This is a genomic window from Candidatus Acidiferrales bacterium, assembly GCA_035934015.1.
In the GTDB taxonomy this organism is placed as follows: Bacteria; Acidobacteriota; Terriglobia; order Acidiferrales; family UBA7541; genus DAHUXN01.
Genome location: DASYYH010000023.1, coordinates 213,059 through 236,270, shown reverse-complemented (window position 1 = coordinate 236,270; position 23,212 = coordinate 213,059). Strand labels below are relative to the sequence as shown.

Annotated in this window: 20 protein-coding genes; 11 read left to right on the top strand and 9 right to left on the bottom strand. The window is 57.1% G+C overall.

Annotated elements, in window-relative coordinates; all coding sequences use genetic code 11:
• Positions 1-323 precede the first annotated feature (323 nt).
• Positions 324-1,079, bottom strand: coding sequence for a hypothetical protein (locus VGR81_11790; protein ID HEV2289625.1), 756 nt, complete (start codon positions 1,077-1,079; stop codon positions 324-326).
• A 471-nt stretch (positions 1,080-1,550) separates the two neighbouring features.
• Here VGR81_11790 and VGR81_11785 point away from each other — a divergent pair, with 471 nt between their 5' ends.
• The 6 genes from VGR81_11785 (at position 1,551) to VGR81_11760 (ending at position 7,613) form a co-directional block, all read left to right on the top strand.
• Positions 1,551-1,913 carry a PilZ domain-containing protein gene (locus VGR81_11785; protein HEV2289624.1) on the top strand — a complete coding sequence of 121 codons (363 nt, stop codon included), beginning with the start codon at positions 1,551-1,553 and terminating at the stop codon, positions 1,911-1,913.
• A 313-nt stretch (positions 1,914-2,226) separates the two neighbouring features.
• Positions 2,227-3,993 carry a hypothetical protein gene (locus VGR81_11780; protein ID HEV2289623.1) on the top strand — a complete coding sequence of 589 codons (1,767 nt, stop codon included), beginning with the start codon at positions 2,227-2,229 and terminating at the stop codon, positions 3,991-3,993.
• 52 nt (positions 3,994-4,045) lie between these two features.
• Entirely contained in the window at positions 4,046-5,332 is a 1,287-nt protein-coding gene (locus tag VGR81_11775) for a Xaa-Pro peptidase family protein (GenBank protein HEV2289622.1), read from the top strand.
• A 113-nt stretch (positions 5,333-5,445) separates the two neighbouring features.
• Positions 5,446-6,282 (top strand): PilZ domain-containing protein, encoded by an 837-nt coding sequence (locus VGR81_11770; protein HEV2289621.1) that lies wholly within the window; start codon positions 5,446-5,448, stop codon positions 6,280-6,282.
• Positions 6,283-6,516: 234 nt separating this feature from the next.
• Positions 6,517-6,963 carry a hypothetical protein gene (locus VGR81_11765; GenBank protein ID HEV2289620.1) on the top strand — a complete coding sequence of 149 codons (447 nt, stop codon included), beginning with the start codon at positions 6,517-6,519 and terminating at the stop codon, positions 6,961-6,963.
• A gap of 362 nt (positions 6,964-7,325) precedes the next feature.
• Positions 7,326-7,613: a hypothetical protein gene (locus VGR81_11760; GenBank protein ID HEV2289619.1), complete on the top strand. Its 288-nt coding sequence runs from the start codon at positions 7,326-7,328 to the stop codon at positions 7,611-7,613.
• Between the two features lie 95 nt (positions 7,614-7,708).
• Here VGR81_11760 and VGR81_11755 read toward each other — a convergent pair whose 3' ends face one another.
• From VGR81_11755 to VGR81_11720, 8 genes are all read right to left on the bottom strand, one after another.
• Complete coding sequence (locus VGR81_11755) at positions 7,709-8,209, bottom strand: chemotaxis protein CheX (protein ID HEV2289618.1); 501 nt, start codon at positions 8,207-8,209, stop codon at positions 7,709-7,711.
• A complete protein-coding gene (locus tag VGR81_11750) occupies positions 8,206-8,655 on the bottom strand; it encodes a response regulator (GenBank protein HEV2289617.1) in 450 nt (149 codons plus the stop codon). The genes VGR81_11755 and VGR81_11750 overlap by 4 nt, the downstream gene beginning before the upstream one ends.
• Before the next feature lie 38 nt (positions 8,656-8,693).
• Positions 8,694-9,797, bottom strand: a complete 1,104-nt coding sequence (locus VGR81_11745; GenBank protein HEV2289616.1) for a chemotaxis response regulator protein-glutamate methylesterase — start codon at positions 9,795-9,797, stop codon at positions 8,694-8,696.
• Positions 9,794-11,914 carry a chemotaxis protein CheA gene (locus tag VGR81_11740; GenBank protein HEV2289615.1) on the bottom strand — a complete coding sequence of 707 codons (2,121 nt, stop codon included), beginning with the start codon at positions 11,912-11,914 and terminating at the stop codon, positions 9,794-9,796. The genes VGR81_11745 and VGR81_11740 overlap by 4 nt, the downstream gene beginning before the upstream one ends.
• A complete protein-coding gene (locus tag VGR81_11735) occupies positions 11,911-12,816 on the bottom strand; it encodes a CheR family methyltransferase (GenBank protein HEV2289614.1) in 906 nt (301 codons plus the stop codon). The genes VGR81_11740 and VGR81_11735 overlap by 4 nt, the downstream gene beginning before the upstream one ends.
• Positions 12,817-12,860: 44 nt before the next feature.
• The gene (locus VGR81_11730; GenBank protein ID HEV2289613.1) at positions 12,861-13,331 is read right to left on the bottom strand and encodes a chemotaxis protein CheW; all 471 of its coding nucleotides are present in this window, start codon (positions 13,329-13,331) and stop codon (positions 12,861-12,863) included.
• A 12-nt stretch (positions 13,332-13,343) separates the two neighbouring features.
• Positions 13,344-15,353, bottom strand: coding sequence for a methyl-accepting chemotaxis protein (locus VGR81_11725; GenBank protein HEV2289612.1), 2,010 nt, complete (start codon positions 15,351-15,353; stop codon positions 13,344-13,346).
• A gap of 72 nt (positions 15,354-15,425) precedes the next feature.
• Positions 15,426-15,776 (bottom strand): energy transducer TonB, encoded by a 351-nt coding sequence (locus VGR81_11720; GenBank protein HEV2289611.1) that lies wholly within the window; start codon positions 15,774-15,776, stop codon positions 15,426-15,428.
• A gap of 600 nt (positions 15,777-16,376) precedes the next feature.
• Between VGR81_11720 and VGR81_11715 the strand changes: the two genes are divergently transcribed.
• The 5 genes from VGR81_11715 (at position 16,377) to VGR81_11695 (ending at position 23,112) form a co-directional block, all read left to right on the top strand.
• Positions 16,377-18,590 (top strand): ATP-binding protein, encoded by a 2,214-nt coding sequence (locus VGR81_11715; protein ID HEV2289610.1) that lies wholly within the window; start codon positions 16,377-16,379, stop codon positions 18,588-18,590.
• 51 nt (positions 18,591-18,641) lie between these two features.
• The gene (locus VGR81_11710) at positions 18,642-20,036 is read left to right on the top strand and encodes a sigma-54 dependent transcriptional regulator (protein ID HEV2289609.1); all 1,395 of its coding nucleotides are present in this window, start codon (positions 18,642-18,644) and stop codon (positions 20,034-20,036) included.
• A gap of 259 nt (positions 20,037-20,295) precedes the next feature.
• A complete protein-coding gene (locus VGR81_11705; protein ID HEV2289608.1) occupies positions 20,296-20,643 on the top strand; it encodes a hypothetical protein in 348 nt (115 codons plus the stop codon).
• Positions 20,644-20,648: 5 nt separating this feature from the next.
• Positions 20,649-22,409 (top strand): hypothetical protein, encoded by a 1,761-nt coding sequence (locus tag VGR81_11700; GenBank protein ID HEV2289607.1) that lies wholly within the window; start codon positions 20,649-20,651, stop codon positions 22,407-22,409.
• A gap of 16 nt (positions 22,410-22,425) precedes the next feature.
• On the top strand, positions 22,426-23,112 hold the full coding sequence (locus VGR81_11695) for a hypothetical protein (protein HEV2289606.1): 687 nt from the start codon (positions 22,426-22,428) through the stop codon (positions 23,110-23,112).
• The last annotated feature ends 100 nt before the right edge of the window (positions 23,113-23,212 follow it).

Sequence of the window (23,212 nt, the reverse complement as noted above, 5' to 3'; positions counted from 1 at the left end):
TAGATGGGAAATGAGAACAGGCTCGGGCCGCTGGAGTTTGGCGGTTAGGATCGAAAGTCAGACGGAGGGAAGACCCCACCGTCGTTCTCCGCTGAGGGCGAGTTGCGCGGCGAAGATGAGTCTAGGTATCATGACTGTCTGGGTACATATAGTACGAGTTAACTGAAGTTGTAACAGAGATTCGGACCGAAGGTAGTAGTTCAGTTTCCGATTTCCGCGTTTACCAAGCACTTGAGGGTGTGTCTCATCTTAGCACGTTAATCAGGCAAGTAGCTCGGCGTCAATTCGCTAATCAGCCGTCAAGCGTTAAATCTGCGGCTCGTTCAACCCTTCAGAATCGAAAACCAACGCAATACTTGCCACACTGCAATAAATGTCAGGCACGAGGCTAGGACGTGAAGTATCCAGAACCACCGCGGCAGAGGCTCTACTTGCAGCTGCGCTTCGAACTGTGCGAGGGCACTCTTCGCGGAACGGAAGGCCTTATATAAGCAAAGCTCGTCTGACGTTTTCTCGCCGCCGATTAAGTTCTGATGCAATCTATGATTCATTCCAAACACAAAATTCATGAAGTCAGCCTCTGCAGGTAAATAGACACTCTGGGGGTCCTTGAGCTTCTTGAACACACTTGTATACAAGGCGGGACTGTTGTTCACGAAGGCGCGATAATCAGCGTGAAATTCAAAAAGGCGGCGAAACGAGTAATTCAATTTGACGAGCGGCTGGACAATCGCAGTCAGATGACGGATGTATTGAGACCTTGTGAAATTCTGAAGAGTGGGAGTTTCTAAAGTGAAGATGAAACGACTCGGATTAAACCAGTCCTTCTGTACTTTTGTGAGCGTCTTTAAGTCTTCCGGAAGCACGTATCCGGGGTCTCCTTCACCACCGCTCGCCCATTGAGATACCAAGTCAAGTTCTGCGTGAAGACCGACAAGCAGATTCCGAATGCCTTGGTATGTCTCCCGACGAGAACTTAAAACTGTGGCTGTGAACGTGAACCACGCACCAGCCGCACCCAACAAAGTGGCTACGCCGGCCCAAAAAGCGACTGAGGTTGGGATGTCAGGGAGCCTCATTCCAATGCGTATATCACGCCAGTATCTACTCTTCAATGATATAGGCTGCGTTCTTACCAGGTTGGCGAATTCAATCACGGTCTCGGCTGGCCGCTGTTTTGAATTCAAGTTGGACGTACAGTCGGATAATCGGACACTGCCCACTACCCTAACGAAGTTGTGAGTGTCGATTGGCATGGGAAAGCGTAATGTGAAGTTATTCCTCAATATGCCAGCCCATGTTGACGAGTATCGCGGTGCGGATCATGAAAGCTTCTGCCTCCGAGGCGAGTTGGTACGGAGTCCTATTGCCGAAAACGGGGCGAGCGGTTATGGTGGGACGGGACGGAGGCTGTTGCGGCAGCGGAACGGAAATTGGGAGCGAAGCCGCAACAGGGATTTGACCAGGGAGGACTGCGACAAAGATTTGGCAAACGATTTGGCGACGGAAGGCTGCGGCGAGGAAGTGGCAGGACGAGATCGAGGTGAGCGATGACGGAGAGGACTTCGAATCCGGAAAACGCGAGCGGCGAGGGCGAGGGAAGCCCAGAGCGACGCGTGGCGCAACGGCACATCATCGTGGCGCTGGCGGATGTGACGGAGATCCGCTCGGGCGAGCGCATCATGGCGCAAACGACGCAACTGAGCGCGAACGGCTGCTATATGGGCGCGATGAACACGTTCGCGGAAGGAACGGAAGTGCGCGTGAAGCTGAGCAAAGGCGGGCAGACATTTCAGACGAATGGGCGCGTGCTGAACGTTCACGCCGAATTTGGGATGGGAATCGTGTTTGAAAATACACCCGCCGAGCAGCAGCGAATGCTCGATGGATGGCTGGCGGAAACGCAGCGTTAATTCTGTAAAAAAACTGCTGAACAAGAACCACCGAGGTACTCCCAAGAAAAAGCGATCTGCAGATTCCCTGCCTGCGGCAGGCAGGCTCGTCGCTTTGCTCCTTTGAATGACAAGCCTTTTCGATTTTTCAAAGCGCCGGCGGAGATCGGACGACGTGTGTCCGGGCGAATGAAAAAACGACGCCGGAGAGAAAAAAGGCGAGTATGATTTCGTGCGCTGAAAGACCATACGGGGGTGCGCCATGCGAGGAAACAAAACGGCGATGATTTGCACAAAACGAATTGGTGCGCGGGAGAAGTCACGAAGAAGCGCGATGTGGCTGTTCCTAGCGGCGCTGATTTGCTGGGCGACTCTTCCGAGCGCGGCGACGGCGCAGGAGGGCGCACACGCTTCTTCGCGGAAGAGTTCACGAACGCACAAAGGCGCGGCTGCGGAGAAATCGAGCGGGCTGAAATTCGAGATTACATTTCCGAGCGAGAGGAGCGCGGCGCCGCTGACTGGACGCGTGATACTGGTGCTGGCGACGACCAACGAGCCGGAACCGCGATTTCAAACCGGGTACACGGCGCTGACGGCGGCGCAGATGTTCGGCGTAAATGTGAACGATTGGATGCCGGGGACGCCGGTGACGGTGGATGCGTCGGTGTTCGGATATCCGATCGAAAGCCTGGCGAAAGTGGCAGCGGGAGATTATTACGTGCAGGCGGTGCTGAATATTTATCAGACGTATCATCTGGCGAATGGGCACACGGTCGAACTGCCTCCGGACAAAGGCGAAGGACAGCACTGGGCGCGCAAGCCGGGGAATTTGTACAGCGCCGTGCAGCACGTGCATGTGGATCCAACGGCAGACGGCGTGATTCACGTGGGGCTGAGCGAAGTTGTGCCGCCGGTGACGGCGCCGCAGGATACGGATTGGATCAAGCACGTGCGCATCGAGAGTGCGCTGCTGACGAAATTCTACGGGACGCCGACGTACATCACGGGCGACGTGCTGCTGCCGCCGGGATGGAACGAACATCCGAACGCGCACTATCCGCTGATGGTGTATCAAGGGCATTTCGCGCCGGACTGGCGCGCGGCGATGCCTTTTCGGACGGAGCCGCCGTCGCCCGATGCGACGGGACGCGAGCGAATGGCGCAGGAATATGCGTACAAATTTTATCAAGACTGGACTTCGGGAAGATTGCCGCATTTTTTGGTGCTGACAATTCAACACGCGAATCCGTATTTCGACGATTCGTACGCGGTGAATTCGGAAAACGTGGGGCCATACGGCGACGCGATCGTGAAAGAGCTGATTCCGGAGGTGGAGCGGCGGTACCGCGGAATCGGGCAAGGATGGGCGCGGGCTGTTTACGGCGGATCAACGGGCGGATGGGAAACGCTGGCGTCGCAGGTGTTTTACCCCGATTTTTACAATGGAGCGTGGACGGCGTGCCCGGACCCGGTGGATTTTCGTGCGTATCAGACGGTGAATTTATACGAGGACAAGAATGCGTTCTGGGTGGAAGGGCCGTTTGCGAAAGTGCCGCGCGGGATGATGCGCACGACGGACGACGAGATCGAAAACACGATGGAAGGCGAAACGCATCGTGAACTGGTGCTGGGGACGAAAAGCCGGTCAGGCGATCAGTTTGATATCTGGCAGGCGGTGTTCAGTCCCGCGGGCGACGACGGATATCCGAGAGAAATCTGGGATCCGATGACGGGAGAAGTCAATCACGATGTGGCGGAATACTGGAAGCAACACTACGACTTGAGCTACATCATTCGGACGAACTGGAGCACGCTGGGGCCGAAGCTCGTGGGGAAATTGCATTTTACCGTCGGGACGATGGATACATTCTATTTGAACAATGCGGTGTCGCTGCTGCAGGATTTTCTGGAACAGACGAACTATCCGTACTATGCGGGAGATTTCGAATACGGAGAAAAGCAGCCGCACTGCTACACGGGCGGGCCGATCAATCCTCCGGGAGTGAGCGGAATGACGTGGAACCAGCGAATTTTCCCGCAGGCGGCGGAGTGGATGAAGAAAACGGCGCCGAAGGGCGCGGACATGAGCTGGGTGTATTGAGAGCAAACGATTCGATGTGCGCGAAAAACCGAATACTGAGGAGAATGAAACGATGCTGAGCCGCCGAAGATTTTTTCAACTCGGAGGATTGGCCGCGAGCCTGCCGCTGGCGTCGCGATGGCTTCCGGCGCAGGAGAATGCAGGGTGCGCGCCGCTGCCGGCGTCGATTGCGAATTTGAAGTCGATGCGCGATCAGGCACAGCCGATCACGGTGGCGGAAAGACAGGAACGCGTCGAGAAAGCGCGACGGCTGATGCGAGCGAACCATATCGATGCGATGGTGCTGATCGGCGGGTCGTCGCTGAAATATTTTGCGAATATTGACTGGTGGCTGAGCGAGCGGTCATTTTTCCTGATTGTGCCGGCGAAGGGCGAGGCGTTTTTCGTTTGCCCGGGATTCGAGGAGGACCGCGCACGGGAACAGATCAACCGCGGGCCGTTCGCGGGGAATCCGGACATGCGCATCTGGCAAGAAAACGAGAGCCCGTATGAACGCGCGGCGCAAGGGTTGCACGATCGCGGAATCGCGAGCGGACGGCTGGGAATCGAGGAGACGGTGTGGTTCGTATACAGCGACGGAATCGCGCACGCGGCACCGCAGGCAACGTTCACGAGCGCGACACCTGTGACGGCGGGCTGCCGGGCACACAAGACAGATCATGAAATTGCGCTGCTGCAACTGGCGAATACGGTGACGTGGAACGCGTACAAGGCGGCGTGGGAAGCGCTGAAGCCGGGGATGACGCAGAACGATTTTTCGCGCATGGTGTCGCAAGCGCACGATCAATTGGGATTCAAAGGAGACGCCGGCGTGCAAGTGGGGCCGTATTCGGCGCTGCCGCACGGATCGATCGAGCCACAAAAAGTGGAAGAAGGAACGATTCTGCTGATGGATGGCGGCTGTACGGTGGAGGGATACCATTCGGACATCAGCCGGACGTTCGTGATCGGAAAACCGGCAGACAAGATGCAAAAAGTTTTCGACATCGTGCACCGGGCGCAGTCTGCGGCGCTGGCGCAGGCGCGGCCGGGCGTGGAAGCGCAATCGGTGGACGCGGCGGCGCGAAAAGTGATCGAGGATGCGGGATACGGGCCGGGGTACAAATATTTTGGCCACCGATTGGGGCACGGAATCGGAATGGACGACCACGAATGGTATTACCTGGTCGGCGGCGACACGATAAAGCTCGAGCCGCGGATGAGCTTCAGCGACGAACCGGGGGTTTACATCCGCGGAGAATTCGGCGTGCGGCTGGAAGATTGCATACACATCACCGAAGATGGCGCGAAGATGTTCACGCCGCAGAGCCCATCGCTCGAACACCCGTTCGAGACATAGGCGTGCGAAGTTTCATCCTCGGAAACTCGCGACAGGGCGGCGCATTCGCGACATTCGCAATGTGGTAACTTAGATTTTGCAATTATCCCTCTGCGATTGAAGGAGGCAGGCGGATGGGCTCGCGCGAGGATCGGCGAAGCGACCGCATCTCGGTTTCTTTTTCTCTGGATGTTGCGGGAGTCGACGCCGAGAACCGGCCGTTCACGGAGACGGCACGGACCATTGTGGTGAACCGTCACGGCGCGCTGCTGACACTCAAGCATCGTCTGCAGATGGAGCAGGAATTGACCGTCCGGCGCCGGCACGCGGACGGGACGCATCGCGAAACGCAAGTTCGCGTGGTGGCGCGCGACCGGGAAGGACCGGATGGGTTCGGCTATGGCGTGGCGTTTGTGGACCAGAAATTGGATTTCTGGGGAATCGGGTTCCCCTCGCCGGAGCAAGCGGCGGAAGCCGTCGTGCGATTGCTGGTGGAATGCACGCACTGCCGGAGCCAAGAGCTGGCCTATTTGGATTCACGCGAGCTGAAGGAATTCGAAACCAATCATCTCTTCGCACGGCAATGCCGGGTCTGCGAGGCGCCGACGATCTGGAAGCAACCGCTCGAATCGATGCACCAGAGCCGCACGGCGGAGTCGCGGAGCGACGCCATACCCGCGCCAAGCTCAACGCCGGAACGAGAAACGACGCGCTACGATACGAGATTGACCGCATGTGTGCGGCAGGATATGGGCACGGAAGAAATGGCGGTTTGCGAAAATGTTTCGCGGCAGGGGATCGCGTTTCGCAGCCGGAATAAATACGCGGAGGGCGCACAGATCGAAGTGGCTGTGCCCTACACACCAGGGATGGCAAATGTGTTCGTGCCCGCGGTGGTAGTGCACGTGAGAGCGCTGCCGACGGCGGGACTGTTTCGCCATGGCGTGAGATACCTGCGAAAAGAGCAGTAAGCTAATGCGTAAAACCCGCGCGGCAAAAATGGCCTTTTGTGGGCCGAGATCCCTCGGCCGCGTTTTAGTTCTTGCAACCTAATCGCCCGCTAAACAATCCAAGAGATCAAGGACCGGCTGAGGTCTCCCGCGTAGTCCGGCCCGTTGTATCGCGGGCGGAGGTAGCCGCCATGAAAAGATTCGCAATCGCAAAATCGCTGTTGGTATTTTGTGCTTCGCTTGCCCTTCTGTTTTTTGCTGCGAGTCCAACATTCGCACAACGTGGAGGGGGACATGGCGGTGGTGGATCCCACGGTGGAGGCGGTGGGTTTCATGGCGGCGGAGGCGGGTTTCACGGTGGGGGCGGAGGATTCCACGGTGGCGGTGGTGGATTCCACGGTGGCGGTGGCGGATATCGCGGCGGCGGTGGCGGAGGCTTTCGTGGCGGTGGCGGGTTTGGCGGCGGGTTCCATGGAGGCGGAGGGTATCGCGGCGGTGGCGGATTTGGCGGCAGAGGATCTTACGGTGGACCCCGTGGCGGGGCACGAGCGTATGGCGGCGGGGGATATCGAGGCGGGCGCGGATTTTCGCCACGAGGATTTGGCGCCTCCGGTTATCGCGGATCCGGATTCGGCAACAGGAGTGGCGCGGGCCGCGGGTTCGCGAACGGACGCCGATCGTTTGGCGGACGCGGTGCTGTAGCGGACGGGCACTGGCATTCCTTTGGAAGCAGCGGGCGCTCGGCGAATTCTTTTGGTTCCGCAGGGCTTCGAAACGCGGCGATGGCGGATGGCCATTGGCATTCGTTTGGGGCGGCGCGAGGTAACTTCGCCGGAAATGCGCGCGCGGTTTCTTCAGGCCGGGGGATTTCTAATTTTGGAGGCGTTCGCGGACGCAATTCCGGTACCAGAAATTTCGGCCTTGGGCGGAGCACACCGCTTGGAAGCGGCCGATTCGGAGGAAACGCACCGGGCATTTTTGACCGCTCGTATGGCAGAGGGCTAGGCGGCAGAGGCCTGAATGGAGGATTCGGCGGCAGAGGCTTCCGCGGCGGCAACGGCAATATGCGAGGATTTGGATTTGGACGCGGATGGGGACGCCGATTTGGCCGAGGTGGTTATGGTTGGGGCGGCTATGGATGGGGTGGCTATGGTTGGGGTGGTTATGGTTGGGGCGACTCCGATTGGGACGACTTCGGTTGGGGATTGGGATTTGGCTGGGGATGGCCCGGAGCTTATTGGGGATTGGACTGGGGCTATCCGGCATACGGATGCGATCCCTACTGGGATCCGTATTGGTGCGACCCGTATTGGGGCTGGGATTCTGACGACTTCGGAGTTTACACCTACTGATCGGCGGGTTAGAAATTCGCGGGTTGCTACGGACGCTTTGACTGCTCGCGCTGCTGCTGTTCTCAGCCGAGCCACAGGTACAAATTCACTACAAACTAGTTCGTGAGAGCAGGAGCCTTATCGGAACGGCGCTGCGCGCTGTAGCGCATGGCGATGTTGACGAAAATGCGCCCCGCGGGCGTATCGAAATACATGGCCATCGCTTCGGTCTCGGCTGTGCTGCGGACGTTTTCTTTGTTTGAGCGAATTTCCGGCGGATGAACCTTGAATTGATAGCCGCGGTCGTTGAGCAGCGTGACGGCGTTGCCGATGACCATGTTGGCGAGTTCGCAGACGGTTTCGCGGACGACCTGCTCGGAGGCGTCGACTTCGCAACCCGCGAGCGCGGAAGCGACACGGACGGCGGCGGCTGAATCCATGTCCAGAATAACGCGGCCTTCGATTTCACCGTTGATGGAAATAACCGCGGCGACGCCCTTCTGGCGGTAACCGTCTTCTTCCATGGTCAGATCGCCGATTCTCGTGGGGCCATCGAGCGCATGAGCGAGGACGGAATCTGCCGCACTGATGAACGGCTGAATGAGTTGCATTTTCATGAGCGTGCCTCTCCGACCGTCGCCGGCGTTTGCGCGGCGGTTTCGTCGTTCAGGACGTAACGGATGATTTCGTAGAGCACGTCGGGCTTGACGGGCTTCTGCACGAAATGCCGTGCGCCCTTTTGGAGCGCCGCGAGAATGTTGTCCTGATAGCCGACGGAAGAAACCATGACGATGCGCGCCTCGGGATGCTGGCGAACAATGCGCTCGACGGCTTCAATGCCTTCCATCTGGGGCATGGTGATATCCATCAGAACAATATCGGGGCTGGTGCGAGTATATTCGGTGATGGCGGTGCAGCCATCGCCGGCTTCGCCGGCCAGTTCGCCGCCGAAGGATTCGATCATCTTGGCGAGACTCTTTCGCGCGAAGACGGAGTCGTCGACCACGAGATAGCGGACGGGGCCGCTGTTCTGCTTGCGAGTCAAAGGCGTAAACGGTTTCATAACATTCTCCTCAGTTGCGCCCGGAGCTTCCGGCCAAACTATTGCAGATGCCTCGGGGTTACAGAATTTTCTTCACTGCTCTCTTCCTGCAATTCCGGACACTGGACATACAAGAAATTGGGCAACGCCTCGAGACTGATGACGCGGGAAATGTAGCCGTGTTCGACGGCGCTGCGTGGCATGCTATCGACGACACACGAACCAGAATCCTGGGCCAGCGTGAGGCCGCCCGCGTCGCGGATAAGACGAATGGCATCAACGCCGTCGTCGCCCATGCCGGTCATAAGAAGAGCGATGGCCTGAGAGCCAAATTCTTTGGCGACGGAGCGAAATAAGACATCGGCGGATGGACGGTGGCCATTGACGCGCGCGGTTTCCGAAAGCACGACAATGTGGCCGGTGGCGGCGCGGCGAATGTGAATGTGGCGATTACCCGGACAGATCAAGGCCTGGCCGGCAATCAGAGGTTCGCCCGAACGAGCCTCGCGGACTTTGATCATGGACGATTCATCCAGGCGGCGAGCGAGCATTTCGGTGAATCCTTCGGGCATATGCTGAGCGATGAGGAAGCAGCCCGAAAAATCCGCGGGAATTTGCGAGAGCATGTATTCGAGCGCATTCGGCCCGCCGGTGGAAACACCAACGGCGATGACACGAGTCGGCGGGCGAAAGCGATTGACCTTCGGCATGGTGCTTTTCGGGCGCGCCGGAAGAACATCCATCATGACTTTGGGGAAGCCGGCCTTGGCCGCGGCTTTGATCTTGAGGGCGAACTCTTCAGCGATCTCCTGTATGTTGCCGGCGGAGGCGGCATTGGGTTTGGTGACAAAATCAAAGGCACCGAGAGACAGGGCTTTTAATGTGGCACGAGCGCCATTGCGCGAATGCGTGCTAAAGACGATTACGGGCAAGCGGAAGCGGCGGGTGATCTCGCGCATGGTCTCAAGACCGTTCATGCGGGGCATCTCGAGGTCGAGGGTAATGACCTGGGGCTTGAGCTCTTCAATTTTTTTCAGGCCGAATGAACCATCCATCGCAGTGCCCACCACTTTGATCGAGCCATCCTGCTCCAAAATCTGCGGAATCAGTTTGCGCATCAGTGCCGAATCGTCGACAACGAGTACACGGATAGGTTCGCTCACGCGATCGCTCCCAATGCCGGCAAACGAGCGAGCCGGCTGGCGACGACGGGTATGTTCAAAATCAAGACGACGGTGCCATCGCCAAGAATCGATGCGCCGCTGACGAAGTCCGAGGATGACAGACGATCGTCGAGGGCCTTAATGACCAATTCCTCTTCACCCATCAAACTATCCACAATGAGACCAAACTTTTTTTCGCCCGCCCCAATAATAATGACGAATGATTTGCTGGAGGCCACTTTGGCGTTCTGCGCAGTGAGGCGGTCGAGATGAACCAGAGTGAGCAACTGATCGCGAAGGCGAATGACTTCGTAATCATCGACGCGATGAATTTCCGAACCGGCGACGCGAGTGATTTCGACAACGTTGGCGAGCGGTACGGCATAAAGATGACCAGTGACCTTGAAGAGAAGCGCCTGAATACTCGCAAGCGTAAGAGGCACGAAGATGCGAAACGTGGTGCCTTGGCCGGGGATGGAATCCGTTTCAATGGTACCTTTCAATCGCTCGAGAACGCCGATCACGGCGTCCATGCCGACGCCGCGGCCAGAAACTTCCGTCACCGCATCCGCGGTGCTGAGGCCAGGCTGGAAAATTAACCGCGTGGCATCTTCTTCGGTGAATTTGCTTGCCTCGGCGGCAGAGATGGAACCGCGCTCGACGGCGCGGCTGACGAGCTTTTTGCGGTCGATGCCGCGGCCATCGTCGGAAACTTCGATGACGACTTGATTGCCCTGATGATAAGCGTTGAGGCGAATAACACCGCTTTTCGGCTTGCCCTTGGCTTCGCGCTCTTCCGGAGTTTCAATTCCGTGATCGACGGCGTTGCGAACCAGATGAGCGATCGGCTCGGCCAGCGCGTCGAGAATGCCCTTGTCGAGGTCAGTATGCTCGCCGGCGATTTCGAGAGCGACGTCGCGTCCGCAGTTTAGAGAGACATCGCGGACGATGCGCGGGAAACGGCGAAAGAGCTGTTCGACGGGAACCATGCGGATTTTCATCACGGAGCGCTGCAGGTCTTCGAGGACGCGGGATTGAAATGCGAGTGCGTCGGCGAAACGGCTGCGCAAGGGATCCTTGGCGTGATGCTTGTCGAATTCGATGATGGTGCGATGCAGCATGGATTTGCCGATGATGAGTTCGCCGATGAGATTGAGAACCGTGTCGATGCGCGTGGCATCAACGCGCAGAGTGTTCTGCGCGGCGGCTAGAGTAGCGGAGGCGCGGGCCTCACGGCGCGATTCCTCGGACTCCGGCGCGGGAACCGGACGAGCTTGCGGAGCGCGAGCTTTGTGGAGCGGCACGGCAGCGCCGGAAGCGTGCGCTTCGGCCTGCAAAAGCACATCCAGCAAATCCTGCGAAGGTTCCTGCGCTTCGCTGACTTGATGCACGGTGATGTCAGCGACGACGGACGGGATCCGGCACTTTTTCGCCAAAGCGCTCTTGGAATGTTCAGTCGCGAGAGCAGCCTCGACGTGCGCGGCGAATTCCGCTGAGTCGACATCCGATGGATGGATCGCGAGGATGGAACCGACACCTTCCAGAACATTTCGAATGAGCTGAAATGCGGCGGAGCGCATGCCGCTAGAAGGATCGATTTGCAGGGCGATATTGAAAACGCACTCGCCGTGCCCCAAGGCGTTCGAGATGCGGTCGCGCTGGGAGGCATTCCAGTCGAACTTTGGAGAAAACGCTTCGGCGGGGGCAGGCGCGGCAGGCCGTTTCGCCGGCGTAGATGCGATCTGGCGAATGTGTTCGCGAAGCGCATCGCCCGTGGGAGGCGGGAGCGATTTGCGATACGCGGCGAGCATGGCCTGGAATGTGTCAGCAGCGGTGAAGATGACTTCGACGAGAGAATTTTTTGCGCCGCGGACGGCCTGCGGAGCGAGCGCATCTTCCATCTCATGCGCCAGAGAGCTCAGCTCCTGAAAACCGCACGCGGCGGAGTCGCCCTTGAGCGTGTGCACAACGCGGCGAACACGGCGGACGATTTCGGCGTCGTCCGGACGAGCTTCGAGCTCCAGCCCGGCTTCGTTGAGCTCCTGAAGCAACTCCTGTGCGCTTTCAAAGAAAAGCTCGCGGAGTTCGGCGGCGCGTTCGTCGGGAAAGAAGTTCACGCGTGGCCCTCGATTCGCTGATACGCAGTGCCATTATTCTGGTGAATCATTTTGAATTTCGTGGTCAGGCCGAAGAGGCTCTCGGCGTGGCCGACGAAAAGATAGCCATCGGGATTCAAGCAACGATAAAACTTGTCGATCAGGCGCTTCTGTTCGGCCTCATCGAAATAAATCATGACGTTGCGGCAGAAAATAATGTCGTTGCGCTGCGGCAAGAATTCGGCCTTAAGATTGTGAAAGTCGAACTGAACGATGTTTTTCAGCGCGGGCTTGATGGCGTATTTGTCGCCCATTTTTTCGAAGTAGCGCAGGCGGCAGGTGTAATCAACCGACTCCATCTGATTTTCGGTGTAAAGGCCTTGCTCGGCCTGAAGCAGCGCGGAATAGCTGATGTCGGAGGCGAGGATTTCGACTTTCCACGGCGGCGGCACGAGCGGCTTCGGCGAGGGCATGTCGAAAGGCAGTGGATTGCGCAAGTAATAGTAGGCGAGCGCGTCGCAAATCTGGATCGCCATCGTGTACGGTTCCTGCCCCGTGGAGCAGCCGGCGCTCCAGAAGCGAAGGGAAAAATCGCGGCGCTCCTGCTTGCGGTGCAAGAGATTTTCGAGAACGACTTTCGAAAATAATTCCAACTGCGGAACATTGCGAAAAAAACTGGTTTCGTTGACCGTGAGATTCTCAAGCAGGGCGGAGAGTTCTTTTTTGCCTTCGTGGCTGGTGAGCAAGCGGTAATAGCTGTAGAACGAATCGAGATTACAGGCTTTCAGACGGCGCTGGAGGCGGTCACAGAGAAAATGAACGCGATGCTCATCGAAACACATGCCGCATTCCTGATAGATGAGCGTCTGCAGGAGCTTGAGCTCAGGGTCAGTCAGTTGAACAGGAACAGTGAAAGTCGCCATAATTCCCTTCGCACAACTCTACGATTTCAAAATGCTTCAGAGGCTCAGACCGAGGCCGCCGGCACCAGCTCATCGAGATGCCGCAATTCATTCGTCTTCAGGACTTTGTTTAAGTCGAGAAGAATGACGAGACGGCCGCCGAGTTTGCCGACGCCGGTCACATAATCGATTTCTCCCTCGGGGAAAACGGAGCCTGGAGGTTCGATTTCGGAAGGCGGGATTTTCAAGACTTCCGAAGCGGCGTTCACGATCAGGCCGACGGTGCGGTTATCGAGTTCCACGACGACGACTCTATTTTTCTTACTGTTATCGGAAGTGGTGCCGCCGAAGCGCTTGCGAAGATCCACGACCGAAATTATCTTTCCGCGAAGATTGATGACGCCTTCAACAAATTCCTGAGCGTTGGGTACGGCGGTGATTTCCGGGACGCGGACGATTTCACGCACGATGGCGATAGGAACGCCGTACGTTTCGCGTCCGATGCGGAGACCAACAAGCTGGACGTCTTTTGCCATGTGCGGCTCCGGTCAGACCCGAACCAGCTCGCGACGATGGGAATCTTCGGAGTGAGCGTCGCGGTCTTTCTTGTTCCGCCAAGAAGAGTGATGTTTGCCGTTCTCGCGGGATTCGCGCTCGATACGGAAGCGGTCCATGCTTTCAAGCAAGATACGCGAAAGCTTGGACATCTGCTCGGCGGTAGCGGCGAGTTCAGTCGAGCTTGAAGTGGACTGCTGCACGAGCTCGCGCATTTTTTCCATGGCGCGGACGACACCCTGCGCACCAGAAGCCTGCTCCTCGACGGAAGAGTTGATCTCCTGAGTGATTTCCGTGAGACGCGAAGTTGCCTTGGCAATCTGCGAGGAACCGCTGGACTGCTCGTTGGTGGCGGCACCAATTTCCTGCGCAAATTTATAAACTTCGCTGACGACGTTGGAAATCTTGCCGAAAGCCTTATTAAGATCGAGGCCGAGCACCAGACCGTCCTGAACCATCTGCGTACTCTTGGCCATGTTGTCGACGGCCTCGCGCGCTTCCTTCTGAATCCCCTGGATGAGGTCGGCGATTTCTTTTGTGGATTGCGTGGATTTTTCGGCGAGCTTGCGGACTTCGTCGGCGACAACGGCAAAACCGAGGCCGTGTTCGCCGGCGCGAGCGGCTTCGATGGCGGCGTTGAGCGCGAGCAGATTGGTTTGCTCGGCCAAATCGTCTATTACTTCGATGATCTTGCCGATATCGTCGGCACGCTTGCCAAGGACGCCGATGATGTCCGAAGAGGATTGAATGGAGGCGCTGGTGCGATTCAAGCCGTCTGTGGCCTTCTCCATAGTCGTGATGCCGGTTTCGACTTCGACGCGAGAACGATGGCAAATGTCGAGAAGGATCTTGGCCGTATCGGCGACGCGCTGAATCGAAGCGACCATCTGTTCGATTGATGCGGAAGTTTCGGCGACGCTGGAAGCCTGAACCTGCGTGTTTTTGACGACATTCTGCACGTTGATGCTCATTTCATGCATCGTGCTGGTCACTTCATCAATAGCAGCCGCAGCCTGAACGCTGACTTTCGCGGACTCCTCGGAAGCCGCGGCCATCTGGCTGGCACCGGCGGAAACCTGCGAAGCGCTATCACGAACTTGACCGACTATGTCGCGGAGGCCCTGAGCCATGCGGGAAAATGCAGAGGCCAAGGTATCGCGTTTGGAGAGCGGTTCGATTTCGACGTCGAGATCGCCTTCGGCGACAGAAGCGGAAACACCGGCCATGCGCTTCAAGTGTTCGACCATGGAGCGGAAGTTATCGGCGAGGCGGCCGACCTCATCATTGCGGTGAATATCAATATTCTGATCGAGATCACCAGCACTGCCGATTTCGTGCGCGACCTCGATCAAATGACTGAGCGGCTGATTGATGGACTTGGCGGTGTAATAGGCGATGCCGATGCCCAAAAAGATGGCAAGGAACATTCCGAAAAGGCCGCCGTAGATGCTTACATTGCTGGCACGAGTAGCGGATTGATTGGCATCGTCATAGGACTTGTGAATCTGCGCGTCAGCTTGATCGAGTATATTGACGTCGCCGTTGATCCAAGAGCCAGGCTTTTTTTCGAGATAAAAGACTTGAAGATCGGAGACGGTTGCGTCGCCGGAATCGACCTGGTGCCTTTTTTCGATTAGCGGCTTGGCAAAATTTTCGTACCAGTCCGCTTCGCTGTTGTTCACTTCGGTCAGAGCGTTTCGGAGGATTTCATCAGAAGAATTCGTGCGCTGAGCCTGAAGATAATCCATCAGGTCGCTTTCCTGCTTGTTTGTAGTGCCTTCAATGCGCGGGTCACCACTCAAGAGGAAGTTGCGGAGGTCAAGGCGAACCTGCATCATTTGATAGCGAACCTTCTCGATGGTTTGAAGACTTTGAAGCGTGCTCGCAGCCTTATCCCGGACGGAATGCTCACGCAGCAAGGCCGTCAAGTTGACGAGAAACACAGTCAGCAAGAGCGCCAGAATCGAGCCGAAACCAATATAGAGTTTCTTTCCAATCGTCATCTTCGAAAGCCTCCCCCCAAGCGACCAAGCGCCCCTTCTTTGAAGTCAACACGAAGGCGCGGCGAGCACTGGCTATTGCTGATCCTGTTGCGTGAAGTCGAATTCGATGATTTCGGTGGTCTCCTTTGGACCAGGCTCGAATTTCCAGCCCTTCGCTGCTTTGCTGGCTGATTGAGCCAACAGCGGGCTTCCGCCCAAAACCTGAGTGCTCTTCACGTGGCCGTCTGGAGCAACAACAAGCGCGAGCTTCACTTTGCCGGTGATATTCAGTTGCCTGGCGAGCTCTGGGAACTCAGGTACAACTTTGTGGCTCACCTTGCGCTTGGTGGCTGCATCCTGACTCATGGCTGCCGGCGGCAAGATGAGGACAGAACCTGCAAGGGCTACGAGAGCGGAACGCATAATCTTCGATCGAATGTTCACGGACGGGTCTCCTTATGACCGGGTACCTACTAATCCGCTCCCATTAATTGCAAGGCTCATACCAGTTCCAGTACTCTAACAAAATTCGGTACGGTATTCTCATAACCGACACATAATAAATGGCTAATTAGAAGTCGGCGATCCTGGAAAAATGCCTGGAATTCCAGAATTTGTCTCAGGAACCCGCTGGAGGCAATAGGGCCGTCTCACAATGAGAGTCGTTCTAGGATAGGGTCATGCACGATTCAGCAACCGAAGCTATGACTCGGGTTGACTCAAAATGAGAATTAGGGCTAACGTTGGATTGTTTCTCAATTTGAAATTGTTCGCTCAGACCCACAAACCTCCATGCCTTCGCGATCGAAGCAACGAACCTCTTACACACGCCGTAGAGAGGGCCTTGATGGCCTTCTGGCACAACTTCAAACGCACGCTTCGGAATGCTCTCCTGAGGCGTTCCCCAGAGCTGCTTGCCGATTGGCGAAATCATTCTTTCAACTGGATGGCGCGAGCTTCTGGGATATCGACAAAGGAAATGCAGAGCTTTGTTTGGTCCATTCAGAAGGGCCGTCGAAATTGCTACGAGGCTGGAAAGCGCCATTGTCAGAAGCCCCTATTTTTCATCGAGCGGTCGCCAAGGGCCGGGCCATTGCAAGAAATTCTGAATTAAAGCTTGGCAAGTCGGAGAAAAAACTCATTGAAGGCCAAAGGTATATCGTCCTTCCCATGGAGCTGGGCGAACGGCGCGCTTCGATTCTTGTCCTTTCGCGAAGAAACGGCGCGAAAGTATTTGATCCGCAAACTGTGAATCAAGCCGAAGCCTATGCCGGCGCTCTCGCGAAGTTATTTTTCAAAAACGAGGAGCAGGAGGATTCGTCGGAACGTCGCGCGCAGGACCTGATGGACCTTGCGGTCGAATTGAAGCCATCGCTGCGCCTGCCGGAGTTTGTCGGGCGGTTTACGTCGAATGCAAGAAAAATGCTTGGGGCGCAGGCAGCCATCCTTGCGCTGACGCGGGGCGCGCGGCTGGAAATTGTTTACGCGCATCACGTGGATGGCAAACCTCATCTGGAAGCCAGAGCGCCTCTGGATGATGCGTTGACAAATTTTGCAGCGGAACATCCGAGCTTGCTACTCACTGGAAACGCAAGAGAACTGCTAGGGGAAGAAGTGGCTGACGCCCTGGAATGGCGCGATGTCTGCATGGTGCGGCTGACTGGCCGGGAAGGGGATTTGCTAGGCATCCTCTGCCTGGTGAACCGGGAGCGCGAGTTTTCCGCAGCTGACGACAACTTGATTCAGGCGCTGGCGAGCCATGCCTCGGTGGCGCTGGAGAATTCGCGCCTTTTTTCACGGATTGAACAGTCGAAGCGGCAGTGGGTGGAAGACTTCGACGCGATCACGGATTTGATTGTCGTGCACGATCCTGCGAATCGGATCGTGCGATTGAATCGATCGCTGGCGGAAGCACTTGGAGCACGGCCTTCGGAGCTTGTAGGCATGAGCACGCGCGCACTGAATTCCATTGTCACGAGCGCGCGAAGCCGAGCATGTCCATTTTGCAGCGAGTCGAGCAGCGCAAGCGATGAGTCCGTTGTGAGCGCTGGAACACGCGCATATTTGATTTCGACTTCGCGAATCGGAGCCGGCTCAGAAGAAGGCTCGCGGACGATCCATATCCTGAAGGACATCACCGAGCAGAGGACGTACCAAGCGCAACTGCAGCGGGAACGGGATTTCAACACGAAGATTCTGAACCATACGCAGAGCATGATTCTTGTGCTCGACACGGCCGGCCTGGTGAGCTACGCGAACCGGAAAACCTACGAATCGGGATACAGCCAGGGAGATTTGCTGGGAAAGACGCTTGCGGAATTTATTCCGCGCGATCGCCGGACGAAATTTGAGAAGGCGTTTGAAAGCACACTCGAAGGATTTACGCCAGAAAACCTCGAACTGCCCGTGCGGCGCGGGAATCGGAGCACGGGACAATTCTCGATCAGCCTGAGCCCAATCCGCGATGAGCAAGGACACGTGAGCAGCATCGTCGTGGTGATGACGGATATCACCGATGCCGCTGTGTTGCAAGCGCAGCTCCGGCACGCCGAAAAAATGGCGGCACTCGGTCAACTGGTCTCGGGCGTAGCGCATGAAATCAATAATCCGCTGGCAGCAATCGTGGGCTATGCGGACCTGCTACTGGAGAACAACGCGGTGCCAGTGGAGGCGAAAGAGGAACTGCGCATCGTGCTCCAGGAGGCAGAGCGCACGAAAGAAATCGTGCAGAATTTGCTGCAGTTCGCGCGGCAGATGCCTGCGCGCCGCGAGCCGCTCGACGTCCACGCGATATTGAGGCAGGTCGTACAGCTTCGCACGTACGGATCGGCGGGAGATGGGATGGAGGTCGCGGAGAAATACGGCGCGGACGTGCCGCGAGTTTTTGGCGATGCGCATCAACTTCAACAAGTGTTTCTCAACATTCTCAACAATGCCTATGACGCCGTGCAGGAAGCGCGGCGTGCGGGAAAGATCGAAATTGTCACAAGCGAGAAAGAAGAATTTGTAGAAGTGGCGATTCGCGACAACGGAACCGGCATTTCGGATATGGCGCGAATCTTTGAACCGTTTTATACGACGAAGGAGCTCGGCAAGGGCACAGGGCTGGGCTTGAGCATTTGCTATGGCATTGTGCGGGAACACAACGGGGAAGTTTCGTGCACCAATAATTCGGAGGGCGATGGCTGCACTTTTTTTGTGCGGCTGCCGACAGCGCAAAGCGCGGCTATGACGACAGCGGGCGAGGCGGCGAAATAGCGAGGCTGGCGGAGAAGCAAAAGCGATGAAAGAGGGAATATGTCCAGCGAAATGAAAATCCGATTTCTGGTGGTGGATGATGAACCGTCGATCCGCAAACTCTGCGTGACGATTGGTGAAAAGCTGGGTTTTGCACCGGCGGAAGCGGAAAGCGCGGAAGCCGCGCTGGCGCTGATCGAAACGCAAGCGCCGGATGTAGTCCTGGCCGATTTGAAATTGCCGCAAGAAAGCGGTGTTGAATTGTTGCGGCAAATCAAACAACTTTTGCCGGCAACCGAAGTCGCGATCATGACGGGTCACGGCACGATCGAGTCCGCCGTCGATGCGATGAAGCTCGGCGCTTACGATTACATCGAAAAACCATTCCGCGTGGAGAAATTGCGGCTGCTTTTGCAACGAATGGCGGAGAAAGTTCGGCTCGTCAGCGAAAATCAATTTCTTCGCGAACGGATGGACACGGAAACGCAGCTCGATGGAATCGTGGGCACATCGGCGAAGGTTCAGGACCTTCTACGCATGGTGTCGCGGCTGAAGGATTCGCGCACGCCCGTGCTGATCGCCGGCGAGAGCGGCACAGGAAAAGAACTTGTGGCGCGAGCGATTCACTTTCGCGGGCCGCTGGCCAAAATGCCATTTGTCGCGGTGGATTGCGGGGCGCTCGTGCCCACGCTGATGGAAAGTGAGCTATTCGGACACGAAAAGGGCGCGTTCACTGGAGCATTGAAGTCAAAGTCCGGCCTCTTTCAGAGCGCCAATGGCGGGACGATCTTTCTCGACGAAATCGGCGAGTTACCGCTGGAAATGCAAGCGAAGCTGCTGCGCGTGCTGCAAGAAAGAGAGGTGCGCCCTGTAGGCAGCAACGAAAAGGTCTCCGTGGACGTGCGCGTGATTGCCGCGACAAACCGCGACCTGGAGACGGCCTATCGAGCGGGAACCTTCCGCAAAGATTTGTTTTTCCGACTGAACGTCGTGACCGTGCACCTGCCGCCGCTGCGGGAAAGGCGCTCGGATATTCCCGCGCTGGTGCATTGTTTTCTGGAGCGGCATGCTCCGAGCGAAAATATTCACGTCAGCTCGGCAGCGATGAAAGCCCTTCTGCAGTACGACTGGCCCGGGAACGTGCGCGAACTGGAAAACTGCGTCGCGCGAGCGCTGGCCTTGGGAGACAGGCACGGCATTGATGTGAAGGATCTAACGCCGGCAATTTTGTCGGGACTGGGAGCATCGCAATCGGCCGAAGAGGCGAACGATCTGGCTTCGACTGCGCTGGTGGACATGGAGCGTATGACCATTCTGCGCGTGTTTGAACAGGTCGGCGGTGACAAAGCACTCGCTGGCAAAATGCTGGGAATCAGCCGAGCGACTCTGTATCGCAAACTCAAGCAATATCAGATTCCACTGCGGCCAGGGGCGAAACTAGCCCCCAGCGAAGCCTCTGGAGACTAAATTGATGACCGAGAATTAATGTTTCGCGAGCGTCTCACGGAAATAGCGAGGATTGTGAGACGGATTCGTCGCAGGGTGAGACGGTCAGGTATTTTGTGAATTTTGACGCGCTCGTAATTCCCGTGCTTGCTGCACGTTAGCTTTTGGGACAAGCCCTCCTGTTTGGTTCTGGTCTTGCAATCGTTATCCGTCGGAAGCGCCGGTGTCTCTCCGTGTGCTCATGCGAATGGCGCGGACCGGCGCCTGCCGAGAGGGATTTGTGAAACACGAAATTGCTGAAGCGAAGCCTCTTTCCACAGGATCAGTCGTGAAAAGGCTGGCTGAGTTGTTTCCCGGAGCGGTTCTCATGCGACTGCCAATTGAGATAACGGCGTTGCGCGCGGCAGGAGGAGGCGTCAGGGAAAGCACGCTGATCGAATTTGGCACGGCGAATGAAGCACTCTTCGCGTCCAAGCTGCCTCTTGAATTTGCGGACCGCGTGAAAATCGAAAACTCCGACGGTTCCTTGAAGGCAGAAGCTTCGGTTGTGGCCGTGCATTTCGAACTTGGAAGACGCGCAGTGGCGGTGCGATTTTCGGAAAAAATTCCGAATTGGATTATTCGATGAGCGGCATGAGCAATAAATCTGCGCCACCAAAACCCGACGCGCGGTCGATTAGCGAAAAGGCCGAAGCCATCGCCGCCGCGTGGCTCGAGGCGCGCCTCGTCTATCCGCTCTATTTCTATCTAACGACGCATTTCCATATAGGCATTCCGCCGGCAAACAATTCCGTACTCCCAGCGGCCTGCCCGGCAAACGACCTTTTCGCCAAGATCACGCAGTGGCTGGACGAAATGGACGGATGCGTCAAGACCAATCAGCTCCGGCAGCTTCTACACTCGATCAAAGAGATCGAACCGGACAGCCTGCGCGCATTGATCTGGCGACTGCTGCGACGGCCGGAAAAATCTCCGACGGATCGCGACAATATCGACCTACTGCTAGCGACCTATTTTGCACTTTGCGCTCCGGAGGATTTGTATTCGTGCGAGATCACGCTGGGAGACGTCGCGCAGGTATTGCGTAACGTTCTCGGCGACGCCGATTCGACCGAACTGGAATGGTGTGCGCCACTGGATCAAGTACTGGAAGTGACAAAGCAGTGCCAGGGGTTGCGCGAGGTCTTTGCCGCGAAACTATTGGAAAAGGGGCGCGAACTGAAAGATGCATCAGGGTTCATGTTCTATGACCCGGCAGCGTTGGTGGCGTTCACGCGATTCAACTTCCTGTTGCGACGCGCTTTTTTCCGATTGCTGCATGCGGACCTTCGCGCGATACGGGAAGGCTTGACGGAGCTCGAACGCCGGGGCATTTCAACGGTGGATTGCCGCTCTGCGGGACTGACAGCGCAGGAACCGATCCAAAACCTTCGAGAGATTTCACTTTCGTGGCGGCAGCCGATTTCCTCGGACTATGCAGAGAATTCGGCAAACAAGACATTCGAGCAACTGCTAGCGATTCGCGCAGCGGTGGAGCGCGCGCTGGGGATTCCGCCTGCAGAAATAAAAATGCCCGCCATCGGAACGATCACTGCCAGAAGCGTCGAGGGTAAGGTGGCTGCAGACGCCAGCACGGCAAGCGAAAAAGCGGCAGCGCCGAAGCCCGCAACAAAAGACGAACAAAGCGCTACGACGAAAGCCTCTGATGCCGCTATACCGAAGCAGCAAGCTTCTGAACGACGGCCGACCACGGCAAAAGTCACTCCCATGAGCGCGCAGGTTCCCTCCGCCTCGAATGCGGCGAAAAAACCTGTTGTGGCACCAGAAAAACCGGAAACAACCGCCGCGCCGAAGACACAAATGAGCGCACCGGCAAAGCAGTCCAGCACGGTTGCATCAGGCACAAAAGCCGCCGACACGACACCTCCTACAGCGGAAAGCAAGAAGCCGGCGGGCGAGAGCAAGGCACCCTCTCCCGGCAATCGAAATGTGCCATCGACAGAACTCGAAGCATGCCTGGAATCGATCTGGGAACAACTGATCGAAGCGCCGCCTTCACGGGGACGCTCGATGAGCACAATCACGATTGGCGACGCGAAGATTTTGCTTTCGGCATGGGAAGTAAACGCGTTCGTGAGCGACGGCGGCCAGCTCTCTGAAGATCTTCGGCGGGCCGTGGCTGCTCGCGCGCTCGTGGCTCTGGGACGCGAAGAAAAGAAGCGCACGGGAGATTCGGCAAAGGTAAGCGCCGCGATTGCGCTTGGCCGGGAAGAAATGGGCTATTTGCAAGCGAAAGTCGATCAGGCGCAGCGAACCAAGAATACGGAAGCAGCAGTGAATCTGGGAATCAGCGCGCGGCGGCTGCTTTCAGCGATTGAAGAAGCGCAGAACTAAAGTCGAGGAATCACAAGTGCAGCAATCCAATGTTCTCGTGCTCACAGACGACCCGGAATTCGCGCACGCTGTGGCGGCCCGCTGGCGCGCGGACCACCGGCTTCCTGCGCGAGCGATCACGCAAGTGTCGAGCGATGTGGGAGAGGCCGCGATGTTTGAAGATTACCGATTCGCGATCCTTGGACCGGTGCGAGAGGGTGCGCTCGAGCCCCTGCTCCGCGGCCTGGAAAGCGCCGGAGTTGAGGCGTGCATTTGCAGCGATGCGAACGATAAGGATTCTTTCTATCGGATGCACTCCGAAGCTCTTCACATACAGCTTCGAGACGGATGGCTGGACACGCTGATGCTGGTTTCGAAAGAGGTACTGCGACGCCTCGACGCGGACGCACGCGCACGACAAGCGGAGCGCGCTGCGGCCACGCGCGGAACGGAAGCTACGTTGGGACGGTACATGCTGGAGATGAGTCACATTGTCAGCGACACACTGACTTCACTCGTCGGCAACGCGGACCTGCTACTCCTAGCCGCTGAGCCCGTCACCAAGCAAGGGTGCGAGCAAATTCGGACAATTCGGGCGATGGGCCTGCGGCTGAGTCAGATCATGGAGAGATTCTCATCGCTAGCGAGTGAGATTGGCGCGGCTGAGAAACAATCTCAAGATGAGACGGCAGAGGTTGTCTCAGGACGAATTCCCGGACGTTAGAGACGAAGGGAATGCGCGCTAAGTGATTTGTAGTCTTCGGCATAGGGCTGCACGCAACCGCCGGAGAGCGAACAAAGTCGATTGGCTTTGCTCGTGCAAA

Bases quoted from the DNA above. Each gene is read 5' to 3' on its own strand.
- VGR81_11735 (HEV2289614.1), bottom strand. From the start codon at position 12,816: ATGGCGACTTTCACTGTTCCTGTTCAACTGACTGACCCTGAGCTCAAG.
- VGR81_11780 (HEV2289623.1), top strand. From the start codon at position 2,227: ATGTGGCTGTTCCTAGCGGCGCTGATTTGCTGGGCGACTCTTCCGAGC.
- VGR81_11700 (HEV2289607.1), top strand. From the start codon at position 20,649: ATGAGCAATAAATCTGCGCCACCAAAACCCGACGCGCGGTCGATTAGC.
- VGR81_11710 (HEV2289609.1), top strand. From the start codon at position 18,642: ATGAAAATCCGATTTCTGGTGGTGGATGATGAACCGTCGATCCGCAAA.
- VGR81_11755 (HEV2289618.1), bottom strand. From the start codon at position 8,209: ATGAAAATGCAACTCATTCAGCCGTTCATCAGTGCGGCAGATTCCGTC.
- VGR81_11785 (HEV2289624.1), top strand. From the start codon at position 1,551: ATGACGGAGAGGACTTCGAATCCGGAAAACGCGAGCGGCGAGGGCGAG.
- VGR81_11760 (HEV2289619.1), top strand. From the start codon at position 7,326: ATGCGAGGATTTGGATTTGGACGCGGATGGGGACGCCGATTTGGCCGA.
- VGR81_11770 (HEV2289621.1), top strand. From the start codon at position 5,446: ATGGGCTCGCGCGAGGATCGGCGAAGCGACCGCATCTCGGTTTCTTTT.
- VGR81_11775 (HEV2289622.1), top strand. From the start codon at position 4,046: ATGCTGAGCCGCCGAAGATTTTTTCAACTCGGAGGATTGGCCGCGAGC.
- VGR81_11730 (HEV2289613.1), bottom strand. From the start codon at position 13,331: ATGGCAAAAGACGTCCAGCTTGTTGGTCTCCGCATCGGACGCGAAACG.
- VGR81_11790 (HEV2289625.1), bottom strand. From the start codon at position 1,079: ATGAGGCTCCCTGACATCCCAACCTCAGTCGCTTTTTGGGCCGGCGTA.
- VGR81_11750 (HEV2289617.1), bottom strand. From the start codon at position 8,655: ATGAAACCGTTTACGCCTTTGACTCGCAAGCAGAACAGCGGCCCCGTC.
- VGR81_11725 (HEV2289612.1), bottom strand. From the start codon at position 15,353: ATGACGATTGGAAAGAAACTCTATATTGGTTTCGGCTCGATTCTGGCG.